The organism is Bacillus sp. EU55 (genome assembly GCF_038005925.1).
Taxonomy (GTDB): Bacteria; Bacillota; Bacilli; order Bacillales; family Bacillaceae; genus Bacillus; species Bacillus velezensis.
Genome location: NZ_JBBOUE010000001.1, coordinates 3085585 through 3107821 on the forward strand (window position 1 = coordinate 3085585; position 22237 = coordinate 3107821).

The following is a 22237-nucleotide window of genomic DNA, read 5'->3' on the forward strand; positions in this document are numbered from 1 at the left end:
TTGTTCTCTTAATCTGTCAGGGTGTTTTATGTATTCAGAAAGATTTCAATATATGTATTGAGAAAATCTGTCGTTTTCATTGTTATTATGATACCATGTAACCAACATTTTTTGACCAGAAATCAAAAACTTTTTGCATAATTTCGGCAGGATTCTGCAATTTTTTAATGGAGTGACACAAATGGAAAAACGAGACGCTCATATCCACACGCCTTTTTGCCCTCACGGCTCGAAGGATGCGCTGAAACAATATGTCGAAAAGGCCCTGGAAAGAGGCTTTGACTCGATCACATTTACAGAGCACGCCCCCCTTCCTCCGTCATTTCAAGATCCCGTACCGTTTCAGGACAGCGCGATGGATCTCAGACAGATGGAGGTTTATTTGGAGCGGCTGTCACAGCTGAAAAAGGAATACGATGGACAAATCAGCATTCTGACTGGGCTAGAAACCGATTTTATCACAGGGTATGAAGAGGAAACCGCGGCGTTTCTGAACACGTACGGCCCCTCACTGGATGACGGCATTTTATCCGTTCATTTTTTGAAGACCGGCCCGTCTTATATATGCCTCGATTTTGACGAGCACGCCTTTCAGCAGCTTGCCGACCGCTTCGGAAGCGTTGAAGCCGTATATGAACAATACTATGAAACTGTGTATTCTTCCATTGTAACACCGCTCGGCCCCTTTAAGCCAAAACGGGTCGGCCATATCACGCTCGTCAAAAAATTCGCGCGCCTTTTCCCTTACAGCATGTCACCTCAAATAAGAGAGCTTGCGGCCCGCTGTCTTGACGCCGTGAAAGAACACGGAATGGAGCTGGATGTGAATACATCCGGGCTCAGAAAGAAGTTTGCCGGGGAAGTATACATGGAGGATTGGATGGCTGAGACGGCGAAGCAAAAAAAAATCCCGCTCATATTCGGGTCGGACGCCCATCAAGCGGAAGATGTCGGCAGTTCCTATGAAACGTACAAAAGCATCATTACTTCATAAGCGCCGCATCAGGCCGTCGGAACACGCTTTCGATCCAGATCTTCACCTCTTCAAAATACCTTTTATAAAAGTACGGTTCATGAGGCTGCATATAGAGCACCTCGGTAATATATTGAGGCTGGAGATACGGCATCATCAAGAGGGATTTCAATTGCAGAATAAAATGCGGCACGGGCAGCGTCAGCCGTCTGTGGCGTGACTGCCCTTCTTCAATCACCAGCTGGAAAATATATTTTTCTTTCATTAAGTAAGTAGACATAATTTCCCTGATAAGCACGGAATCAATCGTTACTTCCCGATATACAAACCGCGTTAATTGACGGTTATCGTGCTGATAGGATAAAATATCGAAAATCACCCGCAGGATGCGTTCCTGCGCGTCTTCACCGTTCATACTGACGGCGGCTTTTTCCAGCGCTTCAGTATAGCCTTCGTAAAACTCGGAAACTAAATGTTCCATTAATCCGCCTTTCCCTTTAAAATAGTAGGAGATGTGCGCAACATTTACATCAGCTGACTTTGCGATTTCACGGACGGACGTGCCGGAATAACCTTTTTGGTTAAACAGCTGGACAGCGGCGTTAATAATTTTGTCTTTGGTGCTTACTTTCATACGGCTCACCCCTTTATGTGTAACAATTCAAGCAGAAAGGCGCCGTTCCTGTAAGAACTTCTCGACAAATGCCGGCAGAACGGCCGGAACTTTGTTTGATATTATAGAAAAAGTGAGGGTTTTCCATGTTTCATGTCGAAAAACAATCCGGAGATAAAGAAAAAAGTTATCAGCTTCTGCTTAAACAGCTCGAAGCCATGACAGAAGATGAAACGGATGCGATCGCAAATTACGCGAATGCGTCAGCGCTTTTATACCATTCATTACATGAAGTCAACTGGGCGGGGTTTTACTTCGCTAAAGAGGGCGAGCTCGTGCTCGGACCATTTCAAGGACTTCCTGCCTGTGTGCGCATTCCGTTCGGCAGAGGCGTATGCGGCACTGCCTACTCTAATGGCGACGTGCAGCGGATTGCCGATGTGAATGCGTTCCCGGGACATATCGCTTGTGACGCGGCTTCCCAGTCAGAAATCGTTCTCCCGATCCGCGTAAACGGTGAAGTGATCGGTGTGCTGGACATTGACAGCCCCGTGAAAAACCGTTTTGATGAAACGGACGAAACCTATTTAGCAAAGTTTGTTGAAACGCTTGAAAAACGATTAGGATAAAAAAAGGAGCCCGGCCGGCAGGCCGGCTCCTTTTTTATGTCGTCGTGCTGTTTTGATGGATGATCAGCCGATTTTTGCCGTTCCGTTTGGCGATATAAAGCGCCTCATCCGCTTGCTGAACGAGCAATTTCAACGGCATCGGGCCGGTCTTTGACCAGCAGGAAACGCCGCAGGAAATCGTCACGCGCGGCTCGGTATTTTCCCGGATGGCGCGAACCAGCCTTTTAGCGATGCGTTCTCCGGATGACACGTTGATATTCGGCAGATAGACAGCCAGCTCCTCGCCCCCCCACCTCGCAGCGACATCATGCTCACGAATATGGTTCTTCATAACGGAGGCCACCTGAATCAGGATCGAATCTCCCGTTTGATGACCGTATGTATCATTAATATTTTTGAAATTATCGATATCAACGAGGATGAATACACCTCGTTTATGAATTTTCATGCTGTATTGAATTTTCTCATCCAGATAGGTTCTTGAATACAGCTCCGTCAGCTGGTCTGTCTGAACAAGATGCTCAAGCCTGTCGCGCAGCATGGAGTTCGTGACCGCCAATGTCGCATGGTGAATGAGCGCTTGAAAAAGCTTATACATTTCAAACGTAAAAGCATACAAATCCTTTTTCAATAAAATCGCAAACCCGAAGACGGTGTCATTTTCGATCATCGGCACCGCCATCAGCGAGCCGAAACCGTTTTCGCCGAATACAGTCTTTCCGCTGCCGATAAACACGCCCTTTTCTCCCTCGAACAGCTTTTCTTTCACAATGCTGATATAGGGGTTCGCACGTTCTGTCTTAAAAAAAGCGGTATGTCCCGGAAGCAGATTTTGCGTCTCAAAATGATCAATATGAAAAAAAGCCACTTCTTCCGCATGAAACGATTGGGTCATAATGGCGGCGAGCTCCCGCATCGTATCAGTGAGTCTGAGGCGCTGATTCAGCTGGCGCGATGTTTCATTAATGAGCTCCAGATTCGCAATGCTTTTTTTCGATTGCTCATAGAGCTGCGCATTTTCAAATGCTTTTCCCGCTGCGCCCGCAAGCAGCAGCATTTCACTGAGAGTACTGCACGAAAGAACGGCATCCTGCAGCCCCTCCGTCTTCAGAACCCCGTAAGTCCCCTGCTGGCCTTTGATCGGCAGATAAGCAGATGACCTGCCTTTTCTGAGCAGTCTCCCCGATAAATAAACCTTCAGGGCAGACGGATCGGCATCTTTTCCGTCCATATGTAATTCTTTTGCGGGAAGCTGTCTGTCCGTATCCTGATCCTGCGTGATAAACAGTGAAAAGCGGAAAGACCGGAAAGCCGTACTCAAACTTGCCTGCAGTTTTTCCAAAACCTCATTTTGGTCCAAAAGCGAATGGAACATTTCTGTCATTCTGTGAATTTTCCGCTGATGCTTCGTTTTGTCAAACAGCCCGCTTTGTCTCACAGATTGATTAATAAACTGAGTAACGATCTCAGGCAATGATTCCGGGATCGGCAGCCCGCCTTCCGAGTACAGATAAAAGGATCTGCCGGAGGTCTGATTCCTGATCATAAAACGGCCGTCACTCTCTTTCAGCGGAGCATAATGCGGTTCATCTTCTGTTTTTATGGTGAAACGTGTTGATTCTGCCGGTGAAAGGGTCAATGAAAGAGATGTAAAGCAGGATTCTAGAGCTGAGGCCAGCCATAACAGCGAGTCGGATAATGAGACGGATTCAGATTTCGTTAAGAAAAAAGAAAGCATTTTCTGATGAAAGGCCGTCACTTCATCAATTGTTTGTTTTTTCATTTTTATCACCTAAACATGTACTACTCATTTTTGTACATTATATCATAAACCGGCACTCTTCATGGAGAAATGGTTGACGGCGGCGGAGAAAAATCATATAATGTTCTTTGTGTGAAATATTGCAGCCTTTTTGTTCAGCTTCTGTATTTGCATTTTGTTCCTTAGCTGTAAGGTGTATCGTGTAACTCTCTGCTGCTGGAGCGAGGATACATGAAAACAAAATGTGCACGGTCGGATCGAACAGACGGTTTTTATTTTCCACAAAATAAAACCAAAGGAGGAGTCACATTATGGCTCGCTATACAGGTCCATCTTGGAAACTGTCTCGCCGTTTAGGAATCTCTCTTAGCGGTACAGGTAAAGAATTAGAAAAACGCCCTTACGCACCAGGTCCCCACGGTCCGGGACAGCGTAAAAAACTATCAGAATACGGTTTGCAATTGCAAGAAAAGCAAAAACTTCGTCACATGTACGGTGTAAACGAACGTCAATTCCGCACATTGTTTGACAAAGCTGCAAAAATGACTGGTAAACACGGCGAAAACTTCATGATTCTTTTAGATGCACGTCTTGATAACGTTGTGTACAAGCTCGGTCTTGCGCGCACTCGCCGTCAAGCTCGCCAATTAGTTAACCACGGTCACATCCTTGTTGACGGAAGCCGCGTTGACATTCCGTCTTACCAAGTAAAACCTGGTCAAACAATCGGTGTTCGCGAAAAATCAAGAAACCTTTCTATCATCAAAGAATCTGTAGAAGTAAACAACTTCGTTCCTGAGTACCTTACTTTCGACGCTGAAAAGCTTGAAGGTACATTCACTCGTCTTCCAGAGCGCTCTGAGCTTGCTCCGGAAATTAACGAAGCGCTTATCGTTGAGTTCTACTCCCGTTAAGTAAAACGCTCTTTAAAGAGCATTGGATTAAACCCCGGACATGTTGTAATGACAATGTTTCCGGGGTTTTTCTTTTGGGCTGTCAGAATAATGGGCAGATGCTCCCTCTCTTTATTAAAAAAGCCCCTGTCCGGGGCTTTTTTTATGTGCCTACTGGCTTTTCAGCTACATGTACATTAGAAAAATCCCAATTTGACAAGCAGAAGCGATTTTTTACATAATGAATCATCATACCTTACAAAAAGGAGAGACGGAATGAACAGCATCCCCTCTATCGTCAGCAAGCACAAAGCCTATTTTGCGGCGGGGCATACGAGACAGCTAGAATCGAGACTGAACATGCTGCAAAAGCTGAAACAAGCCATCAAAACACAAGAAGCCGATATAACAGCCGCTCTCTATCAGGATCTCCACAAATCCGAACAGGAGTCGTACACAACAGAAATCGGAATTGTACTGGAGGAAATCAGTTTTGTGATGAAGCGGCTTGGGAAATGGATCAAACCGAAACGAGCCAAAACGCCTCTGACTCACCTAGGCTCCAAGAGCATCATCATCCCTGAGCCGTATGGAACCGTTTTGGTGATTGCGCCTTGGAACTATCCCTTGCAGCTGGCGCTTTCACCCTTGATTGGAGCCATTGCAGCCGGAAACACAGTCGTTCTTAAACCGTCAGAATATACGCCGGCGGTTTCCGCTGTTCTTTCCAAACTCATCAGCAGCGTTTTTCCGAGTGACTATGTCGCTATGGCGGAGGGCGGACCCGACGTCAGCACTGTGTTATTACAGCAGCCCTTTGACTATATTTTCTTCACCGGAAGCGTTGCCGTGGGAAAAATCGTCATGGAGGCCGCCGCCAAACAATTAATTCCCGTTACCTTGGAGCTCGGCGGCAAAAGTCCCTGCATTGTCCATAAGGATGCTGATATACAGCTTGCCGCCAAACGCATCGTCTTCGGGAAATTTACAAATGCAGGGCAAACCTGCATCGCACCGGATTATTTATTTGTCCACCAAGATATCAAAACGAAGCTCACAGAAGAAATGAAGCGTGCGATCAGCGAATTTTACGGCCCTCAGCCTGAACAAAATCCGCAGTACGGCAAAATCGTCAGTGAACGCCACTATCAGCGGCTGCTCAGCTTTCTGAATGATGGCATCCCGCTCACAGGCGGACAATCTGATCCCGCTCATCATAAAATTGCGCCGACCATTCTCGAACAAGTGAGGGATGACTCTCCAGTGATGCAGGAGGAGATTTTCGGGCCGATTCTTCCGCTGTTTACATACGGCGATATCGATGAAGTCATCGAGAAAGTCCAATCGCGCCCAAAGCCGCTCGCCCTGTATCTCTTCACCACAAACAAAGAAACTGAGCGAACTGTTTTAGAGAATCTGTCGTTTGGCGGAGGCTGTATCAATGATACGTTAATGCATGTTGCGACGCCGTATTTGCCATTCGGCGGCGTCGGGGAAAGCGGCATCGGCAGCTATCACGGATTTGACAGCTTTAACACGTTTACGCACAAAAAAAGCGTCGTCAAACAAACGAACCGCTTCGACTTCGCTTTCCGTTATCCTTCTTCCAAAAACGGGCTGCGAATGATTAGGAAAATACTTAAATAAAAAAGCGCAGAGTATCTGCGCTTTTTATAAATCGTCTATACACCAATTAATCGGTTTGTCTTCCAAATTAAACCTATTTTTAAAAGTTCAAATCGAAGTCTAATAGTAAAAATGAACCAACCCAACTGTAGGAAAGGTTAATCCTCATCACCCTGGTGAGTCCTATAATAATTCTCAGCAGTGTAGATATTCCATTCCCAAAAACTTGATCCCTGAGATAAAATATACCTATCTAAAAATATCTCAAAATTAAGTTGCATTGGTTCATACTCGACAAATCCGTGGAACCATAAATAGTTTGGATCTGTGGATATTTTGGTTTTGTCAATTAACAAATAACATCCGTCTAACAGATGTGCGACGGGAATAAACTGAGGCTTTAAAAAACCATTTTGCATATACTTTTCAATCTCTTCTACATTAAGAATATGCAAACCCCCACCCACATTCTCACCGTAAATCAACGATTCAAATATTCTGGCTCCATTATGCAATTTTAAAAAGGTTTTATAATATTCATTGCAAATAAAAAACGCCCTCCAGTTTAGGAGAACGCCTGGTGATTTATTGCCTATTACCATAATTACTTATGTAACAATAAATAGTATGCCATTATAATGCCAAATTTCATGTGTCAAGCAATTATTTGGTTATATTCTAACGAACTTAATAAACATTGTGCCTCTTCATATTTATCAAAAACTGTTCTTAATTTTCCCTTTACTGAAACTTGTTGCTTTATTAATTCATTATCACAATTGTATATGAAAATATCATTAATGATTATATCATATGCAGTTTTAAAACTAACATTTATCCTTGTACCATTTTTTTGATGTTCAATTTTATATTCCTTACCTTGTATAATTGCCTCTTCTATAATATTCTCTATAGGTTCACCTTTATAAATAAGTATTTTAGCAATATCATCGAATATACCCGACATTTTAATCAATCCCTTCAATTTTTGATTTAATTTTTTCAAGGAGAGTAGGTAATAATTTTTCTGCTTGTTCAAAATCGTATGTCTCCCACTCATCAATTCCACGTTTTAAACGTTGCTTTAAATTAAAATTAATTGACATTACACAGTATGCTATATTATCTTTTGCATTCATTAAAAATCGATTACTTGTATTGTTAGGTAATTCTTTTCCCTGAGGATCCGTTTTTGTTTCCTCTAATAAAGACTCTACAGAATCAATAATTCGTTGTTTATGAACAGCATGTAATTCTTCTCTAATAAGATCCGCTCTTCGCCTCTCTTTTTTATCGTTTACAAATTGATCTAACTCTTGTTTTCGTTTCTCTATGAACTCTTTTATATGTCTTTCAGCAACATTTGCTTTCCTCATTTTCTCAGCTTGATCTTCAATTTCTTCATTGAAAGATGTAATACTTTTTTCTATTTCTATAGAGTATTTTCGTCCAACTCCATCACCTAAAAATTCTTTAGTGGTTTGAATTACTTCTCCCCCTACACTTACTTCACCAATATCGATGTTCTTATCAAAAGATTCCTCATAGGCAACTCCGATACGTTGTTTTCTCTCAGCTTTCTTTTTTTCCCCTGTATAGTAATCCCATAAATCTTCAATATCTAAATCTTTATGATAAATAACATGGGCCACATTATCAATAGTATCAATTGGATTATCTTCTTGTATTTTTCTTAAAGCTCTTCCTATAAATTGAGCATACGGACCTGGGGTTCTAAAAGGTCTAAAAATAGCAGCTATACTAATATTCGGATGATCAAACCCTTCTCCTAGCATGTTAACATTGACTAGGACATCTAATTCACCTTTTTTGAACTTTATGATTGCCTTTTCAGATTCTTCTAATCGAGTACTTGCTACATAATCAGATGATAGCCCAGCTTCATCATATAACACTTTTATCTCTTGAGCATGTTCAATACTACAAGCTACTGCAATTATTTGGTGATAGGAATTACCATGTTTTCGTTTTTCAATTAGTTTCTTCTTACTCATTTCAACGATTGTTTTGCTACAATCCTTTGAGTAAGCTACAGCCCTACTAACCCAATTGGAATCCATTACATCCAATGCTTCTTCTTTGCTCGCTTTTTTTCCATCAATTATAAACTCTAATTTTTGAGTTGTATAATCATGTGCAACTATATTTTTAATATATCCATCCCTAATGGCATCTGATAATTCTAATTCATAAATTATTTGTCCATCCAGCTCTTTGTGATCGGCTCTTGTTGGAGTTGCAGTTAATTTAACGACTTTTTTAGCGTCAAAATATTCTAATGCTTTAAGCCAAGAGTCCGCAGCTGAATGGTGTGCTTCGTCAATGATAATCATATCAAAAAAATCTTTCGACAATATATTTACTAGTGTTTTTCTAGAATTTGTGTTATATACTTTGTGTATATTTGCAATTACTATATTAGCTTCCTCTAAATATTTAAGAGCTCTTCTCCTATCGTTACTACTATCATATCCAGCATATCTATATACATTTGGGAGTTTATTATCGTCAAAAATGACTTGTTTGCTTGTCCAAAAATTGAATACAGTTCTAGTATCAAAATCATCTGAGATGCCCTCTTGAATTATCAAACTTGGAGTTATTATTAGAACTCTTCCTTCACTTATTTCAAAGGGTGATAATCCAATAACCCCAGTTTTCCCAGTTCCAGTTGGGAGAACTATGATCTTATGTGATTCAGGATTTTGATTAAAAGCTTTCTTTAATAACATATGTGATGCTCTTTGTGGTTGCCTTAAATTTGTATTACCTTCGATAAAAACATTGGTATGTTTAAAATAATCTTTCATCGTATCCCTCGCTGTAGTATTTTTAACCTACTTTACCAAATTTTTTTAAATCCAACAATATGCAATTATCCATATCTTATTTACTGTGTAACTCATCGAACCATAATAAAACTTTGCCCTCTCTGTTTATCAGCAAAATAAATTACACTCCTGTTATTTTGAGGAACTTATAGGAAATTCCAAAAAGGACTTATCTTGAATAGATAAGCCTTTAAATTCAATCTTTAACTAGCAGCACTTTTTTGTAAACCTCTTCCCGAGAGCAAACGCCATTCTGTAAAGCGCTTTCACTTTCACACGGTAATAGCTCCGGCTTAATCCCATTTCTGAATAAATTTCGTAATCATACATTGCTTCCTCTTTCATATAGAGCATGACAATGATCTGTCGTTCTCTTTGGGTAAGTCGGTTAACTGCCCTTTGAATCCGTTCCAAGAATTTGTTGCGCTGAACCTCCCAATCAAGACGCTTTAATGCTGCTTCTTCGGTCGATGAATGAAATTCATTCGTAATACTCGACTGAACAATGCTATAAGTCGGTGTGACCTTGTAAAAAATCATCTGGACACCTGCAAGAGATATAACCGATATTGATTCTCTACTTTTGATTTAGTGGCTTCTTCGTCATTTGAGGAACGTTTAATGTAATTTGTTTCATATGTACCTCCTGATTTTTCAAATATAAAAACGGACACCAAACAAACAGCGCTCAGGCTGTAAGCTCAGTGTCCTCAGGCTTTCTGTCTTGGACTTATTTAGTTGAATAATTCGCTTTCACCCACGTAACGCGGGTTACTCTCCCTTTACTCGTGAAAATTTTTGTTTCTCCATGCTCAGGGAGCGGCGTCATTTTTGCTTCTCCATTTGAAACAATGACAGCAAAATTTTCATACTTTGCCATGTCAATTATAAGTTTATCCTTCTCTATTATAGAATCTAATTTTATTAGTCTCAAATAGTTGCCCTCCTTTTGAATCATTTATCTATCCGGTTGCCTTCCTGCTCGAAAGCAAGCAAATAAGCGTTCATCCCGTCTTTAAATTTCTCTTGTAAATAAAAATTCAGCACCTCTTCCGAATCCTGCAGCCGCACCGTTTTTTTCTCGCACACCAAAAATTCGATCAGCAGGATAAGTGAGTAATAACTGTGAGTAATAATTGTATCGAAGTGCTGCCTCATACCAATCTCTAATCGTCAATCGCCGCTCCAAGTTGACAAAAAGCCCGTACTCTTTGATGCGCGGGCCATGTGTCTTTTATTTCATTAATTAAGCAAGCTTAACATAAAATGTTGAGCAGCAAACTTTCCTCGCAAGAGAATAAAAAAGCACCCAATCCGGGTGCTTCATACATTAAAATCATCGTCCTTCCTTCTTCCGTCACACCATACTCAGCTGGGGTTCAAATAATTCATAGTGAATGGATTCCGGCGGTGTATTGAATTCAGAAATCAGCTTTTTCATTTCTTTAATGAACGACGGTGATCCGCACAGGTAAAAATCAGCATCTTTATCTGTCATCACTTCTTCTAACAGCTGTTTGTCAATCCGGCCTTCCCGAAAACGAATGTTTTCTGAACGGTCTTGTTCGGACGGCTCGCTGTAAATAAAGAGGGTGTCAACGGATGAGTGTTCCGCGGCTTCTTCAGCTTCATGCCGCAACGCATGATACTCTCCGCTCCTTGCCGCATGGATAAAGAGAACGTTTCGCTGCGGCTGGGTTTTGGCAACCGTCTTTAACATGCTGATCATCGGGGTAATTCCGACACCGGCACTGATGAGAACGAGATTCTTTTTGGAATCAGGGTCTAATACGAAATCCCCGGCCGGAGCGCTGATCTCAATTGAATCCTTTTCGTGTAATTGGTCATGCAGATATGAGGAAACAACCCCTTCTTTTTTAACGGAAATCCGGTAATAATCCTTACCGGACACGTCGGATAAACTGTACTGGCGGATATGCGTATAGCCCGTGTCCGGAATATATACTTTTACACTGATATACTGTCCCGCTTTGAATTCGGGGATAACTTGTCCGTCTTCCGGTTTTAAATAAAACGACGTTATCTCTTTGCTTTCTTTTACCTTTTTATCAATTTTAAACGCCTTATAGTCTTTCCAGCCGCCTTTTTGCGTTTCCGCTTGTTCATACATGTCCTTCTCAATTCCGATAAAAGCGTCTGCAATGACGCCGTATGCTTTTTCCCATGCCTGAATGACCTCAGGAGCGGCCCCGTCTTTTAGCACGTCCTTTATCGCGATTAACAAGTACTTTCCAACGATTGGGTAATGCTCGGGCTTAACACCGATACTCCGGTGCTTATGGCTGATTTGTTTGACGACGGGGACTATGTTTTCCAGCCGGTCAATATTGGCTGCGGCCGCGATCACAGCATTCGACAAGGCCGTACGCTGTGTTTTTTTCTTTTGATTTGTCTGATTAAAGATATTCAGCAGCTCAGGGTGATGCTGAAACAGGAGGTCATAAAATCGGCCTGTGATTTCTTCACCATGCTCTTCTAAGACCGGCACTGTGCTTTTAATGATTTCAATCGTTTTTTCATCGAGCATTCTGAAATCCCCCTAAAGATGTATGCATCTCGATTGACCTGAGAAAAGAATCGTTTTTGAATTCTTTTTTATAGATTTCCCCGCTCAAAAAGGGTTAGCCATTCCAATTTGAGGCGGATTCAGGAAAAATCAGAAAAACGAAATTGCATATGAAAAATTGTGGACTTGCCACGGTGTACTTGTCCGATGCAAAACCCTCCTTGCCAGCATTTAATAAAGTACGGGAGGTGAGATGAATGGGTAAAAAATCGAAAGTGTATTACTGTGACCCTAAGTATATTGTGACTGACAAGTATACTGACAAAGAAGTGGTTTACGTCCATCCCATCAAACACATTAACAGAGAGCATATCCGTTATGTTCCCCGCCACGTTTATAAGGAAGAAACAATTCACGAAGTCATTGATCCGGGAGATCCGGGGAAATGCGGGTGTAAAAAGCATAAAAAAAGACGCAAAAAGTAATTGGTTCGATTTCTTGCCTTATCTCAAGTTAAACACGTAAGTTTCAGCAGACCTCCGTACCTTTTGGCTCCTCTTTTTCAGAGGGGTCTTTTTTCATAAGCAAATACGTTGTGAGGCGGAAATCTGCCTGATATTCTTGTCATATACAAATTCACAGGAGGCATGATGTATGAGCAAAAAAATCGCAGTTCTGATGACAGATCAATTTGAGGATATTGAATATACAAGCCCGGCGGAAGCATTTAAAGAAGCGGGCCACAGTGTGGTGACAATAGATTTGGAAGCAGGGAAAGAAGTGACGGGCAAACACGGTGAGAAAGTAAAGATCGATCAAGCGATCTCAGACACAGACGCCAAGGAATTCGATGCGTTATTGATTCCCGGAGGCTTTTCACCGGATCTTCTGCGCGGAGATGACCGCCCGGGTGAATTCACTAAAGCATTCGTGGAAGATCAGAAACCTGTTTTCGCAATCTGCCACGGCCCGCAGCTGCTGATTGATACCGACCTTCTTAAAGGAAAAGATATCACGGGATTCCGCAGCATCCGCAAAGACTTAATCAATGCCGGCGCAAATTATAAGGATGAAGAAGTCGTCGTGAGCCATAACATCGTAACGAGCAGAACACCTGACGATTTGGAAGCCTTTAATCGTGAATCATTGAACCTGCTGAAATAAGAGAAAAAAGCACAGACCCGTTCAGTCTGTGCTTTTTTTATGGATTTATAAAGAAACACCAATAGTTAGACCTATTCTCTTCCCCATCCATAATAAGTAAAATTAAGAGTGGGTTTTTCGACACTCGACAGGAGGTTCGCTATGTGGATGATCATTTTGCTGCTTATCATTTTAATCGGTTTTACCGGTAATATCGTCTCGCTTTTGAGAGCGCAAAAACACGCATCTCAAAGAATAATTGAGCTTTTAGAAAAGCAAAGCCGAAAATAATCTGTTAGCGCTGTGTTACCCATAATAGTAATAATAATTCCGGCAGATTTCCTGAAATATGATTTGATGCCCTTTCTCGTTCGGATGAAGACCTTCTGACATGCACATGCTGCGGAAAGCGGGATTATACGGGTCGATGAGATCTGTATCAAACAGGTCGGCATACGGTACAGAGAGGAGTGTGCAGGCTTCTTTTTGGGCTTTCACATAGTCAGCCAGCTTCAGGCCCAGTTTATTTTTATCAGTATCACGGCGGACGATTTTTCCTTTTGATATTTTTGCTTGTCTCGTTGGGGTCACCACAATGATGCTCGCGCCTTTATTTCCGCTCCGCAGCTGCTGGATCACTTGGCAGAAGCCTCCGTAAAATGTGGTGATATCCTTTTCATCTGTGCCGATGGGAATGTGGTTGCACCAATCATCATCTGTTCCCTGGACAATGATGACATCATGTCCCTTTGTTTTAAGCGCCTGCTGATAAATGTTACCGCTTCCGTTGTTGCTCATGTTAACGCCGCTGACAGACAGATTGGTTATTTCAGCGTTTGTCCGGTCTTTCAGAATGTCACCAAAGCCGTATTCCGCACGCAGCCCCCGGGCGACGCTGTCACCTAAGATCGCGATTTTTGAAGCCTTCCGCAGCCTGCTTATGCTGATGAAGTCAATGCTGATATGCCCGCTGTCCGTGATATGCAAAAGCTTGCTGCTTATGTTTGGCAAAGAGACTGTCTTTCCTTCAGAGTTATAAAAATCCTCATTCAGCTTCATTCGGCTTCATCCCTTCCTTTTTATCCTCCGGCATCTTTTTTGACATGAAAAACGGACACGAACAAACAGCGCCATGTTGTCAGTTCAGTGTCCGCAGATGATACTGGATCTTTTATGCAGTTCTCTTGCCATTATAGCAGATCCCCGTTACTTGTAATAGAGTCTGCAGTCAGCATTTAAAACAGCGTTTGCGGGTGCGTTTTTGATGAGACCGTCTGCTGCGGGAACGGTGTGTCCGGCGATGCGTCCGTCTTCTGCTGCGGGAACGGTGTGTCCGGTGATGCGTCCGTCTTCTGCTGCGGGAGCGGTGTGTCCGGCGATGCGTCCGTCTTCTGCTGCGGGAACGGTGTGTCCGGTGATGCGTCCGTCTTCTGCTGCGGGAACGGTGTGTCCGGTGATGCGTCCGTCTTCTGCTGCGGGAACGGTGTGTCCGTTTTCTGCTGCGGGAACGGCGCGAACATTTTTTAGAAACCGGTTCTTGGTATAAATACTCCCCTAAACCTTCTCTTTCCGCAACGGCAACTCCATGTTCAATTTCTTTAACAGAAATAGCGTTCAATTCTGTTCACCTCCCTTTTTCTTTACAACATAACGTATGAAATGAACCCCTCACGTGTATAAGCTTCTCTCTCATATGAGCGAGAAATAGTCATTTATACAACAAAAAGACCCGTGGGAACGGGCCTTTTGCCGGGAACAAACGCAAACATAAGATCGATTTATTTCTTCCTCTCGCTCTCCGGCTCGGGGTGAATCATTACCTGTGCTTGTTTGAATTCATTCGTAATATCTCTTTCAATGCGGTCACACAGGTCGTGCACGTCTTTAATCGTCACGTGAGAGGCTACGACCAGGTGAAAATCAATATACTCCTGCGGGCCGGAGCGTCTTGTACGAAAATCGTGAATTTCAATAAATTCCTGTTGAAATGTTTCAATAATCTTTAAAATTGTTTTTTCTTCCTCTTCCGACAAACGGGTATCAATCAGCGGCGGGAATGCTTCTTTCATTAACTTAAACGCTTCATATATGATATACATCGCCAGCACCATACCTATAATGGGATCAAGTATGTACCACTCCGTTATGGTAACGACCAAAAGGCTTGCCGCTACGCCTAATGATGTGTACACGTCAGTCAGTAAATGCAGGGCATTTGATTTCATTGCCACGGAATTAACCTTTTCGGCTTCTCTTTTTACGAACTTCGAAACGATCAAATTAATGAGAGCCCCCGCAAGCATCACAACAATGCCCAATACGGGCAGATGAACCGGCGCCGGGTTGACCAGTTTTTGAACGCATTCATATATCATCCAAATCCCTGCCGCAAAAATCAGAATCGTCTCGATAGTCCCCGACAGATTCTCGACTTTTCCATGACCGTACGGATGCCCTGTATCAGCCGGCTTTTTTGAAATCCTGACGGAGATAAAGGCGATGAAGGCGGCGATCAAATCTAAAAAAGAATGAATGGCTTCAGAAAGTATCGCGACAGATCCGGTTATTATCCCCACCACTATTTTGAGCATGACGACCAGGGAATTGCTTATAACCGATAAAAAAGCGATTTTAGAGGTGTTTTCCACCGTGATCCTCCTCTTTTTAACTTCTTGAATTTATCGTATCAAACGGCATTCGTGTGGGTCTACGGCAACGTTTTTCACAAAAGCCATACATGTAACTCACCATAAACTAAGTTGGAAAGCGACAAAACAGGCGCACCTTTCTTTCAGCACTCAAGTCCCATTGACAAGATATAATCGCTTACATTATAGTAGTTTCATGAATAACCACTACGGAGGATGTTTATGGAGGATGTTCTGAAAGAATTACAGAAATTTGGATTTTCTCAATATGAATGTAAAGCATATATCGGCTTGTTGAAACACTCGCCTGTTACCGGATATGAAATCAGCAAAAGGTCAGGCGTCCCCCGCTCAATGATCTATGAGGTATTGGGGAAATTAGTTGATAAAGGCGCTGTCCATATTGTGCCGTCTGATCCGGTTACATATGCCCCGCTGGCCGGAAAGGAATTAATCGACCGGCTCCGGCACGATTTCGAGAGCTCATTCGGCTACCTTGAGGAAAAGTTATTGGCGCTGGAAAGCGAGCAGGAGATGAATGTCATCCGCCGCATCAGCACGAATGATCATGTCATCAATGAGATGAAGGATATGATTGAAAAAGCCGAGGAAGAGTTGTGGCTGTCTGTCTGGGAACAGCAGATTCCCTTTATTCAAGAAGCCGCTAACAAACGCGCCGCCGAACAATTGCCCGTCTTTTCGATTGTGTTCGGCCCTCCGGAAGTGAAACTTGGAAATACGACAAATCATAATATGTCTCCTGAAGTGGCGGAGAAACGGATGGGCGGGAGATTAACGATAGCTGCCCGCGATAATAAAGAAGTCTTAATCGCCAATTTTTCTCCGCAGACGAATGCCTGGGCCATTAAATCAGAAGATCCCGCTCTCGTTCTCGTGGCTATGGAATATATGAGGCACGATCTGATGTTCGCGGAGCTTGTGAAAGAAGTCGGGGCTGAGAAAGTTGAAGGCCTGATGAAACAAAATCATTCGTTATTTCATGTCGTCACCGGAAATCGGTTCATATAAATGTGAACCGTATTTTCTTTGATTTTTTCATTAGTCGTTATCATTATAATCTCTATGAAAGGAGTATAAAAAATGATTAACACAGAAGTGCAAAAAACCGCCGTTTCCCGGGAAATGAACGATACGTTTTTACAGGGGGTGCGGGATTGTGTGCCTACGCTGCTGGGCTATATGAGCATCGGTTTTGCTTTCGGCATCGTTGGCGTTGCCTCACATCTAAGCATTCTTGAAATTTGTTTGTTATCTTTATGTGTCTATGCCGGCGCCGCCCAATTTATTATTTGCTCGCTCCTTGTTTCCGGGAGTCCTATTTCCGCTATTATTTTAACGACGTTTATCGTCAATCTGCGGCACCTTCTGCTGAGCCTGACCATCGCGCCGTATTTCACGAAATACTCTTTGGCGAAAAATATCGGCTTCGGGGCTTTGCTTACTGACGAATCTTTCGGGGTAGCGGTGAACAAAGCGGCTCAGAACGGCAGGTTATACGATAAGTGGATGAACGGTCTCAATATAACCGCTTACGTGTGCTGGGTTATTTCCTGCGTGATGGGCGGGCTTCTCGGACAATGGATATCTGATCCTTACGCGCTCGGCCTGGACTTTGCTTTGCCCGCTATGTTTGCGGCGCTGCTTGTGCTGCAATTGCAGTCGTCCGCTTCGGAAAAGCTGAAGCACAGCCTCTCCTTAATTCTCTATATGATCATTTTTATGGTCTTGTTATCGTATTTCGTCCCGTCACACATCGCGGTTATCGCCTCAACCGTGATTGTGGCAACGATCGGGGTGGTGACGGACAAATGAGCATCAGCACACAAATGATCTGGATTATACTCGGCTGCATGATTGTTACACTTGTGCCGCGCATTGTTCCGTTTATATTTGTCCGGAACATTCAGATGCCTGAGTTGGCTTTAAAATGGCTCTCCTTTATTCCGCTTTGTATTTTGACGGCTCTGGTAACGGAAAGCATGATTGTGAAAACAAACAGCGCTTTGACCTTTGATTGGAAAGCAATGATCGTTCTCATCCCGACATTGCTTTGCGCGATGCGGACAAAAAGCTTATCCATCACGGTCATCACAGGAGTCGTGCTGATGGCCGCCGTCAGGCTGATATGGTGACAATCAAAAGCCTCCATTCCACAGAATGGAGGCTTTCCCTTTATGATGTCGGATTTTCTTCTTCCGTCTCTGATTCCTCGGCTTTGGCTTCGGCATTTATGCTTTGCTGCTGTTCCCAATGATCCCGCTGCAATCTTTCTTTTGCGATGGTAAACATGAAATTCACGGCGCAGCACCCCTTCCCTGTTTTGCTTATACTATGTACTGTACTCATTTCCCCGTGCAGTATTCACAAAACATAAAAAAGCAGCCTGCCGCATTGAGCGGCCGGACTGCTTTTTATTTTCAGTACGTGATCAGGAAGTATTTTTTCTTTCCGCGGCGCAGTACGGTAAATTGATCTTCAATGCGGTCTTCCGCAGTCAGAAGATGCCCGATGTCCGTCTGGCGCTCGCCGTTAATATAAACAGCTCCGTTTTGAATGTCTTCGCGGGCCTGCCGTTTTGAAGGCGACAATTTAGATTCCACAAGCACGTCTACTAAAGACAGTTCTTCAGAGCGGTCTTTTTCAAACGAAGGTACATCTTTAAATCCTACCTTGACGTCTTGAGCGGAAAGCTCTTTAATATTGCCGCTGAACAGCGCCTGGGAGATATGAACGGCCTGCTCAAGCGCTTCGCGGCCGTGTACAAGAACCGTCACCTCTTCAGCGAGACGTTTTTGCGCTTCTCTTTTCTCAGGAGCTGTCTCCGTTTTTTCAGCATAAGCTTCGATTTCCTCTTTTGACAAAAAAGTAAAGTATTTTAAGTATTTGACGACGTCGCGGTCATCAGTATTGATCCAGAACTGGTAGAATTCGTACGGCGATGTTTTTTCTTTATCAAGCCAAATGGCGCCGCCTTCCGTTTTGCCGAATTTCGTGCCGTCAGCTTTTGTGACGAGCGGAATGGTAAGACCGAAAGCTTTCGCCCCTTCTTCTTCTGATTTTCTGATCAGTTCAAGACCGGCCGTGATGTTGCCCCACTGGTCACTGCCTCCGATTTGGAGTTTGCAGTTCTTTTCTCTGTACAGATTCAGAAAATCGTAGGATTGCAGGATCATGTAGCTGAATTCCGTGTAAGAAATTCCGGTTTCAATTCTTGAGCTTACAGTATCTTTCGCAAGCATGTAGTTAATTCCGAAGTTCTTTCCGACGTCACGGAGAAATTCAATGATGCTCAGCTTTCCGATCCAATCAAAGTTGTTCGCTATGACAGCGGGGTTTTCTCCGGCTTCGAAATCTAAAAATCGGGAAAGCTGATTTTTAATTTTTTGCGACCATTCGACAACGATATCCTGAGTATTTAACGTACGCTCCGCTTTTTTGCCGCTCGGATCGCCGATCAGTCCCGTCGCGCCGCCTACAAGCGCAATCGGATGGTGGCCTGCAAGCTGGAAACGGCGCAGTGTCAATATCGGCAGAAGGTGTCCGATGTGCAGGCTGTCAGCCGTCGGGTCAAACCCTGAGTATAAACGGATTTTTTCTTCGTTCAGCTGTTTATTCAGTCCTTCTTCATCCGTCATTTGCTGGATTAAGCCGCGGAATGATAAATCCTCTAATAAGTTAGTCATTTTGTCTGCTCCTTTGTTTATGAAAATAAAAAACGCCCCTTCGTTTAAAACGAAGGGACGATATAATCGCGGTACCACCCTACTAATAAAAGCATAAAAAAGCTTTTATCACTCTTTTTGATAACGGACCGTGTCCGTTCTTTCACTACTGAAAGCCTTGGAATGACTTTGTTCGCAAAAGCGGTTCATGAGTGTATTCGGCATATCTTATGTGCTGATTTTCACCGGCCATCAGCTCTCTGGAACAATCAGATATCCTACTTGTCTCAATCAAAACCTTTTCGTATGAAGCTTACTCATTTTTAACATAAATAAAATACGATGTCAACGCCGTCTTTAATCTTCCATTGTGGACAGGTCGCCTGCCGGCAGGTTCAGCTCCCACGCCTTCAGCACACGTCTCATGATTTTTCCGCTCCGTGTTTTCGGAAGTTTATCTTTGAATTCAATTTCCCGCGGTGCGGCATGCGCGGCAAGCCCCTGTTTTACAAAGAGGCGAATGTCCTCCTTCAGCTGATCGGATGGCTCATGCCCTTCTCTGAGCGCGATAAACGCTTTAATAATTTCTCCCCGGACAGGGTCCGGCTTTCCGATGACCCCGGCTTCGGCAATCGCCGGATGTTCAACAAGTTTGCTTTCGACTTCAAACGGGCCGACGCGCTCGCCGGATGTCATAATGACATCATCGACTCTGCCTTGGAACCAGAAATAACCGTCTTCATCCATATAAGCAGAATCTCCGGAAACATACCAGCCGCCCGGCATGAAATAAGAATCATATTTCTCTTTGTTGTTCCAAATGGAATCCATCATCGACGGCCAGCCCTTTTTAATGGCGAGATTTCCCATCCGGTACGGCGGAAGCTCATTTCCCTGATTGTCAACGATCGCCGCTTCCACTCCCGGAATCGGTTTCCCCATTGAACCCGGCTTGATCTCCATGCAAGGATAATTGCAGATGAGCTGTCCGCCCGTTTCTGTCATCCACCACGTGTCGTGGATGCGCTTGCCGAATACTTTATGTCCCCACTTGATGACCTCGGGGTTCAGAGGTTCTCCGACACTCAGGACGTGACGAAGTGAAGTAAGGTCAAATTTGGATGCCATTTCATCTCCGGCGCCCATAAGCATTCTGAAAGCCGTCGGAGCGCTGTACCAGACGCTGACACCGAGCTTCTCAATCGTGCCGTACCAGTTTTCCGGACTGAATCTGCCGCCGACGATCACGTTCGCCGCTCCGTTCAGCCACGGCGCAAATATCCCGTACACCGTCCCGGTCACCCAGCCCGGGTCCGCAGTGCACCAGTAAATATCGTCTTCTTTAAGATCAAGCACCCACTTGCCGGTCTGGCATTGCTGAATCATGGCTTCATGAACGTGGAGCACACCTTTGGGCGTTCCGGTAGATCCTGATGTGTAGTGAAGCAGGTAGCCGTCTCTTCTGTCCATCCATTCAATATCAAGTCTCGTGCTTTCTCCCTCAGCCGCTTTATCATAATGGATGATTTTATCTCCCGCTTCTTTGCTGCCGCCGACAATGAAAATATGCTCGAGGTCGGGCAGGCTGTCCGCCGGAATCCGTTCGGCCAGTTCAGGTGTCGTCACGACAACCTTTGCCTGGCTGTTCAACAGGCGGTCTTTGACGGCGCCTTCCATAAACGCTTCAAATAAAGGACCGGCGATCGCACCGATTTTAATTGCGCCGAGCATGATAAAGTAAAGCTCCGGCGAACGCGGCATGAAAATAAAAACGCGGTCCCCTTTTTCCACGTTTCCATACCGTCTCAGTACATTTCCCGCCCGGTTCGATTCCTCCATCATTTCTTTAAATGTGTATTTTTCATCCCGGTTTGCGTCCTTGTAATACAGCGCTACTTTGTTTTTTCGAAATGATTCGGCATGACGGTCAATTGCTTCATACGCCGCATTCAGCTTCCCCGTCTGATGCCAGGAAAACTCCGCTTCGACCTCTTTCCAATCGAAGCTGCGGTACGTTTCCTCATAATTTCGCAGATGATAATTCCCCTTTTCCGCCGGCAACGCTTTCAAATTCATGCAACATCCCCCTTTGCTTATCTATAGACTAATTATAGTAGATGTTCACAGTTTTCTCAATTTTTAAAATATAAATTACAACACTATTGAAAACGCTTTATATTTTGTTATGCTTAAGGGAGATGTGTTTTTATTAAGAACCGACAGGCGGTGAATCAGTGAAACATCATAAAACGTACCATTCTTCATCAATTCAGACAGCAGCCGGCCCTCTTTTAGTAGAAGGGCCCGTTCCTCCAGAGGACCTAGCACAGTATGAGTTTCATGAAGGCCTGACAGCCTTTCGCCTTCCTCATGAACAGCACAAAGCGTTAATCGAGATCGCCGGGCTTCCTGAAGGTCGGATCATTATCGCCAGGGACGGACAGACGATTATCGGCTATGTGACGTATTTATATCCTGATCCGCTTGAACGGTGGTCTGACGGAAATATGGAAGACCTCCTTGAACTCGGGGCGATCGAGGTCGCTCCCGGCTACAGGGGCTGTTCTGTCGGAAAAACGCTGCTGACAGTCAGCATGATGGATGAACAGATGGAACGGTACATCATCATGACGACGGAATATTACTGGCATTGGGATTTAAAAGGAATGAAAAAAGATGTGTGGGAATACAGAAAGATCATGGAAAAGATGATGAATGCCGGGGGTCTTGTCTGGTTCGCAACGGATGAACCGGAAATCAGCTCTCACCCGGCCAATTGTCTGATGGCCCGCATCGGCAGGCACGTCAGTCATGAGTCAATTGAACAGTTCGACAGGCTTCGTTTTTATCAGCGATTTATGTATTGACTGACATACAAAGGGGATAAA

Annotated in this window: 26 protein-coding genes, 2 pseudogenes and 1 other annotated feature; of the genes and pseudogenes, 12 read left to right on the forward strand and 16 right to left on the reverse strand. The window is 43.8% G+C overall.

Features of this window, described 5'->3' with window-relative positions; all coding sequences use genetic code 11:
- Positions 1-181 precede the first annotated feature (181 nt).
- A complete protein-coding gene (gene hisJ, locus NYE50_RS15640; RefSeq protein WP_014418635.1) occupies positions 182-994 on the forward strand; it encodes a histidinol-phosphatase HisJ in 813 nt (270 codons plus the stop codon).
- Here the strand turns inward: hisJ and refZ are convergent.
- Positions 984-1607, reverse strand: coding sequence for a forespore capture DNA-binding protein RefZ (gene refZ, locus NYE50_RS15645; RefSeq protein ID WP_007408038.1), 624 nt, complete (start codon positions 1605-1607; stop codon positions 984-986). The genes hisJ and refZ overlap by 11 nt on opposite strands.
- A 125-nt stretch (positions 1608-1732) precedes the next feature.
- On the opposite strand from refZ, the gene NYE50_RS15650 reads away from it, so the two are divergent.
- Positions 1733-2215 carry a GAF domain-containing protein gene (locus NYE50_RS15650; protein WP_007408037.1) on the forward strand — a complete coding sequence of 161 codons (483 nt, stop codon included), beginning with the start codon at positions 1733-1735 and terminating at the stop codon, positions 2213-2215.
- 34 nt (positions 2216-2249) lie between these two features.
- Here the strand turns inward: NYE50_RS15650 and NYE50_RS15655 are convergent, their stop codons facing one another.
- A complete protein-coding gene (locus tag NYE50_RS15655; RefSeq protein WP_159354471.1) occupies positions 2250-3998 on the reverse strand; it encodes a sensor domain-containing diguanylate cyclase in 1749 nt (582 codons plus the stop codon).
- A gap of 290 nt (positions 3999-4288) precedes the next feature.
- Between NYE50_RS15655 and rpsD the strand changes: the two genes are divergently transcribed.
- Complete coding sequence (gene rpsD, locus NYE50_RS15660; protein ID WP_003152406.1) at positions 4289-4891, forward strand: 30S ribosomal protein S4; 603 nt, start codon at positions 4289-4291, stop codon at positions 4889-4891.
- Positions 4892-5146: 255 nt separating this feature from the next.
- Positions 5147-6517: an aldehyde dehydrogenase gene (locus tag NYE50_RS15665; RefSeq protein ID WP_159354472.1), complete on the forward strand. Its 1371-nt coding sequence runs from the start codon at positions 5147-5149 to the stop codon at positions 6515-6517.
- Positions 6518-6654: 137 nt separating this feature from the next.
- Here the strand turns inward: NYE50_RS15665 and NYE50_RS15670 are convergent, their stop codons facing one another.
- The 7 genes and pseudogenes from NYE50_RS15670 to hmpA form a co-directional block, all read right to left on the reverse strand.
- Positions 6655-7098, reverse strand: coding sequence for an SMI1/KNR4 family protein (locus tag NYE50_RS15670; protein WP_224988337.1), 444 nt, complete (start codon positions 7096-7098; stop codon positions 6655-6657).
- Positions 7099-7151: 53 nt separating this feature from the next.
- Positions 7152-7463: a hypothetical protein gene (locus NYE50_RS15675; protein ID WP_109567126.1), complete on the reverse strand. Its 312-nt coding sequence runs from the start codon at positions 7461-7463 to the stop codon at positions 7152-7154.
- A 1-nt stretch (position 7464) separates the two neighbouring features.
- Positions 7465-9327, reverse strand: a complete 1863-nt coding sequence (locus NYE50_RS15680; RefSeq protein ID WP_109567127.1) for a DEAD/DEAH box helicase — start codon at positions 9325-9327, stop codon at positions 7465-7467.
- A 217-nt stretch (positions 9328-9544) separates the two neighbouring features.
- A pseudogene (locus NYE50_RS15685) lies at positions 9545-9985 on the reverse strand (ArpU family phage packaging/lysis transcriptional regulator).
- Between the two features lie 93 nt (positions 9986-10078).
- Entirely contained in the window at positions 10079-10282 is a 204-nt protein-coding gene (locus NYE50_RS15690; RefSeq protein WP_109567128.1) for an XtrA/YqaO family protein, read from the reverse strand.
- Positions 10283-10302: 20 nt separating this feature from the next.
- Positions 10303-10506: a hypothetical protein gene (locus NYE50_RS15695; protein ID WP_223204385.1), complete on the reverse strand. Its 204-nt coding sequence runs from the start codon at positions 10504-10506 to the stop codon at positions 10303-10305.
- Between the two features lie 199 nt (positions 10507-10705).
- A complete protein-coding gene (gene hmpA, locus NYE50_RS15700; protein WP_094296085.1) occupies positions 10706-11896 on the reverse strand; it encodes an NO-inducible flavohemoprotein in 1191 nt (396 codons plus the stop codon).
- Between the two features lie 159 nt (positions 11897-12055).
- Between hmpA and NYE50_RS22005 the strand changes: the two genes are divergently transcribed.
- The 4 genes from NYE50_RS22005 to NYE50_RS15715 all read left to right on the forward strand — a co-directional run bounded on the left by NYE50_RS22005 (position 12056) and on the right by NYE50_RS15715 (position 13309).
- Positions 12056-12127 carry an SWIM zinc finger family protein gene (locus NYE50_RS22005; protein WP_223204447.1) on the forward strand — a complete coding sequence of 24 codons (72 nt, stop codon included), beginning with the start codon at positions 12056-12058 and terminating at the stop codon, positions 12125-12127.
- A gap of 5 nt (positions 12128-12132) precedes the next feature.
- Positions 12133-12360 carry a hypothetical protein gene (locus NYE50_RS15705; protein WP_021494455.1) on the forward strand — a complete coding sequence of 76 codons (228 nt, stop codon included), beginning with the start codon at positions 12133-12135 and terminating at the stop codon, positions 12358-12360.
- A 169-nt stretch (positions 12361-12529) separates the two neighbouring features.
- Positions 12530-13039 carry a type 1 glutamine amidotransferase domain-containing protein gene (locus NYE50_RS15710; protein ID WP_109567628.1) on the forward strand — a complete coding sequence of 170 codons (510 nt, stop codon included), beginning with the start codon at positions 12530-12532 and terminating at the stop codon, positions 13037-13039.
- 141 nt (positions 13040-13180) lie between these two features.
- Complete coding sequence (locus tag NYE50_RS15715; protein ID WP_007408761.1) at positions 13181-13309, forward strand: hypothetical protein; 129 nt, start codon at positions 13181-13183, stop codon at positions 13307-13309.
- Between the two features lie 15 nt (positions 13310-13324).
- Here NYE50_RS15715 and NYE50_RS15720 read toward each other — a convergent pair whose 3' ends face one another.
- The 4 genes and pseudogenes from NYE50_RS15720 to NYE50_RS15730 form a co-directional block, all read right to left on the reverse strand.
- Positions 13325-14077, reverse strand: coding sequence for an SGNH/GDSL hydrolase family protein (locus NYE50_RS15720; protein WP_014418647.1), 753 nt, complete (start codon positions 14075-14077; stop codon positions 13325-13327).
- 176 nt (positions 14078-14253) lie between these two features.
- Positions 14254-14538, reverse strand: a complete 285-nt coding sequence (locus tag NYE50_RS15725; protein ID WP_159354473.1) for a hypothetical protein — start codon at positions 14536-14538, stop codon at positions 14254-14256.
- A 47-nt stretch (positions 14539-14585) separates the two neighbouring features.
- A pseudogene (locus NYE50_RS22010) lies at positions 14586-14636 on the reverse strand (hypothetical protein); the annotation flags it as partial.
- Positions 14637-14796: 160 nt separating this feature from the next.
- Entirely contained in the window at positions 14797-15666 is an 870-nt protein-coding gene (locus NYE50_RS15730; RefSeq protein ID WP_065180599.1) for a cation diffusion facilitator family transporter, read from the reverse strand.
- 222 nt (positions 15667-15888) lie between these two features.
- Here NYE50_RS15730 and NYE50_RS15735 point away from each other — a divergent pair, with 222 nt between their 5' ends.
- The 3 genes from NYE50_RS15735 (at position 15889) to NYE50_RS15745 (ending at position 17819) form a co-directional block, all read left to right on the forward strand.
- On the forward strand, positions 15889-16695 hold the full coding sequence (locus NYE50_RS15735; protein WP_007408765.1) for a TrmB family transcriptional regulator: 807 nt from the start codon (positions 15889-15891) through the stop codon (positions 16693-16695).
- A gap of 72 nt (positions 16696-16767) precedes the next feature.
- Entirely contained in the window at positions 16768-17499 is a 732-nt protein-coding gene (locus tag NYE50_RS15740) for an AzlC family ABC transporter permease (protein ID WP_014418649.1), read from the forward strand.
- Entirely contained in the window at positions 17496-17819 is a 324-nt protein-coding gene (locus tag NYE50_RS15745) for an AzlD domain-containing protein (RefSeq protein ID WP_007408767.1), read from the forward strand. Before NYE50_RS15740 ends, NYE50_RS15745 begins: the two co-directional genes overlap by 4 nt.
- Before the next feature lie 40 nt (positions 17820-17859).
- Here the strand turns inward: NYE50_RS15745 and sr7p are convergent, their stop codons facing one another.
- The 3 genes from sr7p to acsA form a co-directional block, all read right to left on the reverse strand.
- The gene (sr7p, locus tag NYE50_RS15750; protein WP_007408768.1) at positions 17860-17985 is read right to left on the reverse strand and encodes a small protein SR7P; all 126 of its coding nucleotides are present in this window, start codon (positions 17983-17985) and stop codon (positions 17860-17862) included.
- A 119-nt stretch (positions 17986-18104) separates the two neighbouring features.
- Positions 18105-19370 (reverse strand): tyrosine--tRNA ligase, encoded by a 1266-nt coding sequence (gene tyrS / locus NYE50_RS15755; RefSeq protein ID WP_007613147.1) that lies wholly within the window; start codon positions 19368-19370, stop codon positions 18105-18107.
- Between the two features lie 50 nt (positions 19371-19420).
- Positions 19421-19653, reverse strand: a binding site (T-box leader).
- Positions 19654-19706: 53 nt separating this feature from the next.
- On the reverse strand, positions 19707-21425 hold the full coding sequence (acsA, locus tag NYE50_RS15760) for an acetate--CoA ligase (protein ID WP_159354474.1): 1719 nt from the start codon (positions 21423-21425) through the stop codon (positions 19707-19709).
- Positions 21426-21583: 158 nt separating this feature from the next.
- On the opposite strand from acsA, the gene NYE50_RS15765 reads away from it, so the two are divergent.
- On the forward strand, positions 21584-22216 hold the full coding sequence (locus tag NYE50_RS15765) for a GNAT family N-acetyltransferase (RefSeq protein ID WP_159354475.1): 633 nt from the start codon (positions 21584-21586) through the stop codon (positions 22214-22216).
- The last annotated feature ends 21 nt before the right edge of the window (positions 22217-22237 follow it).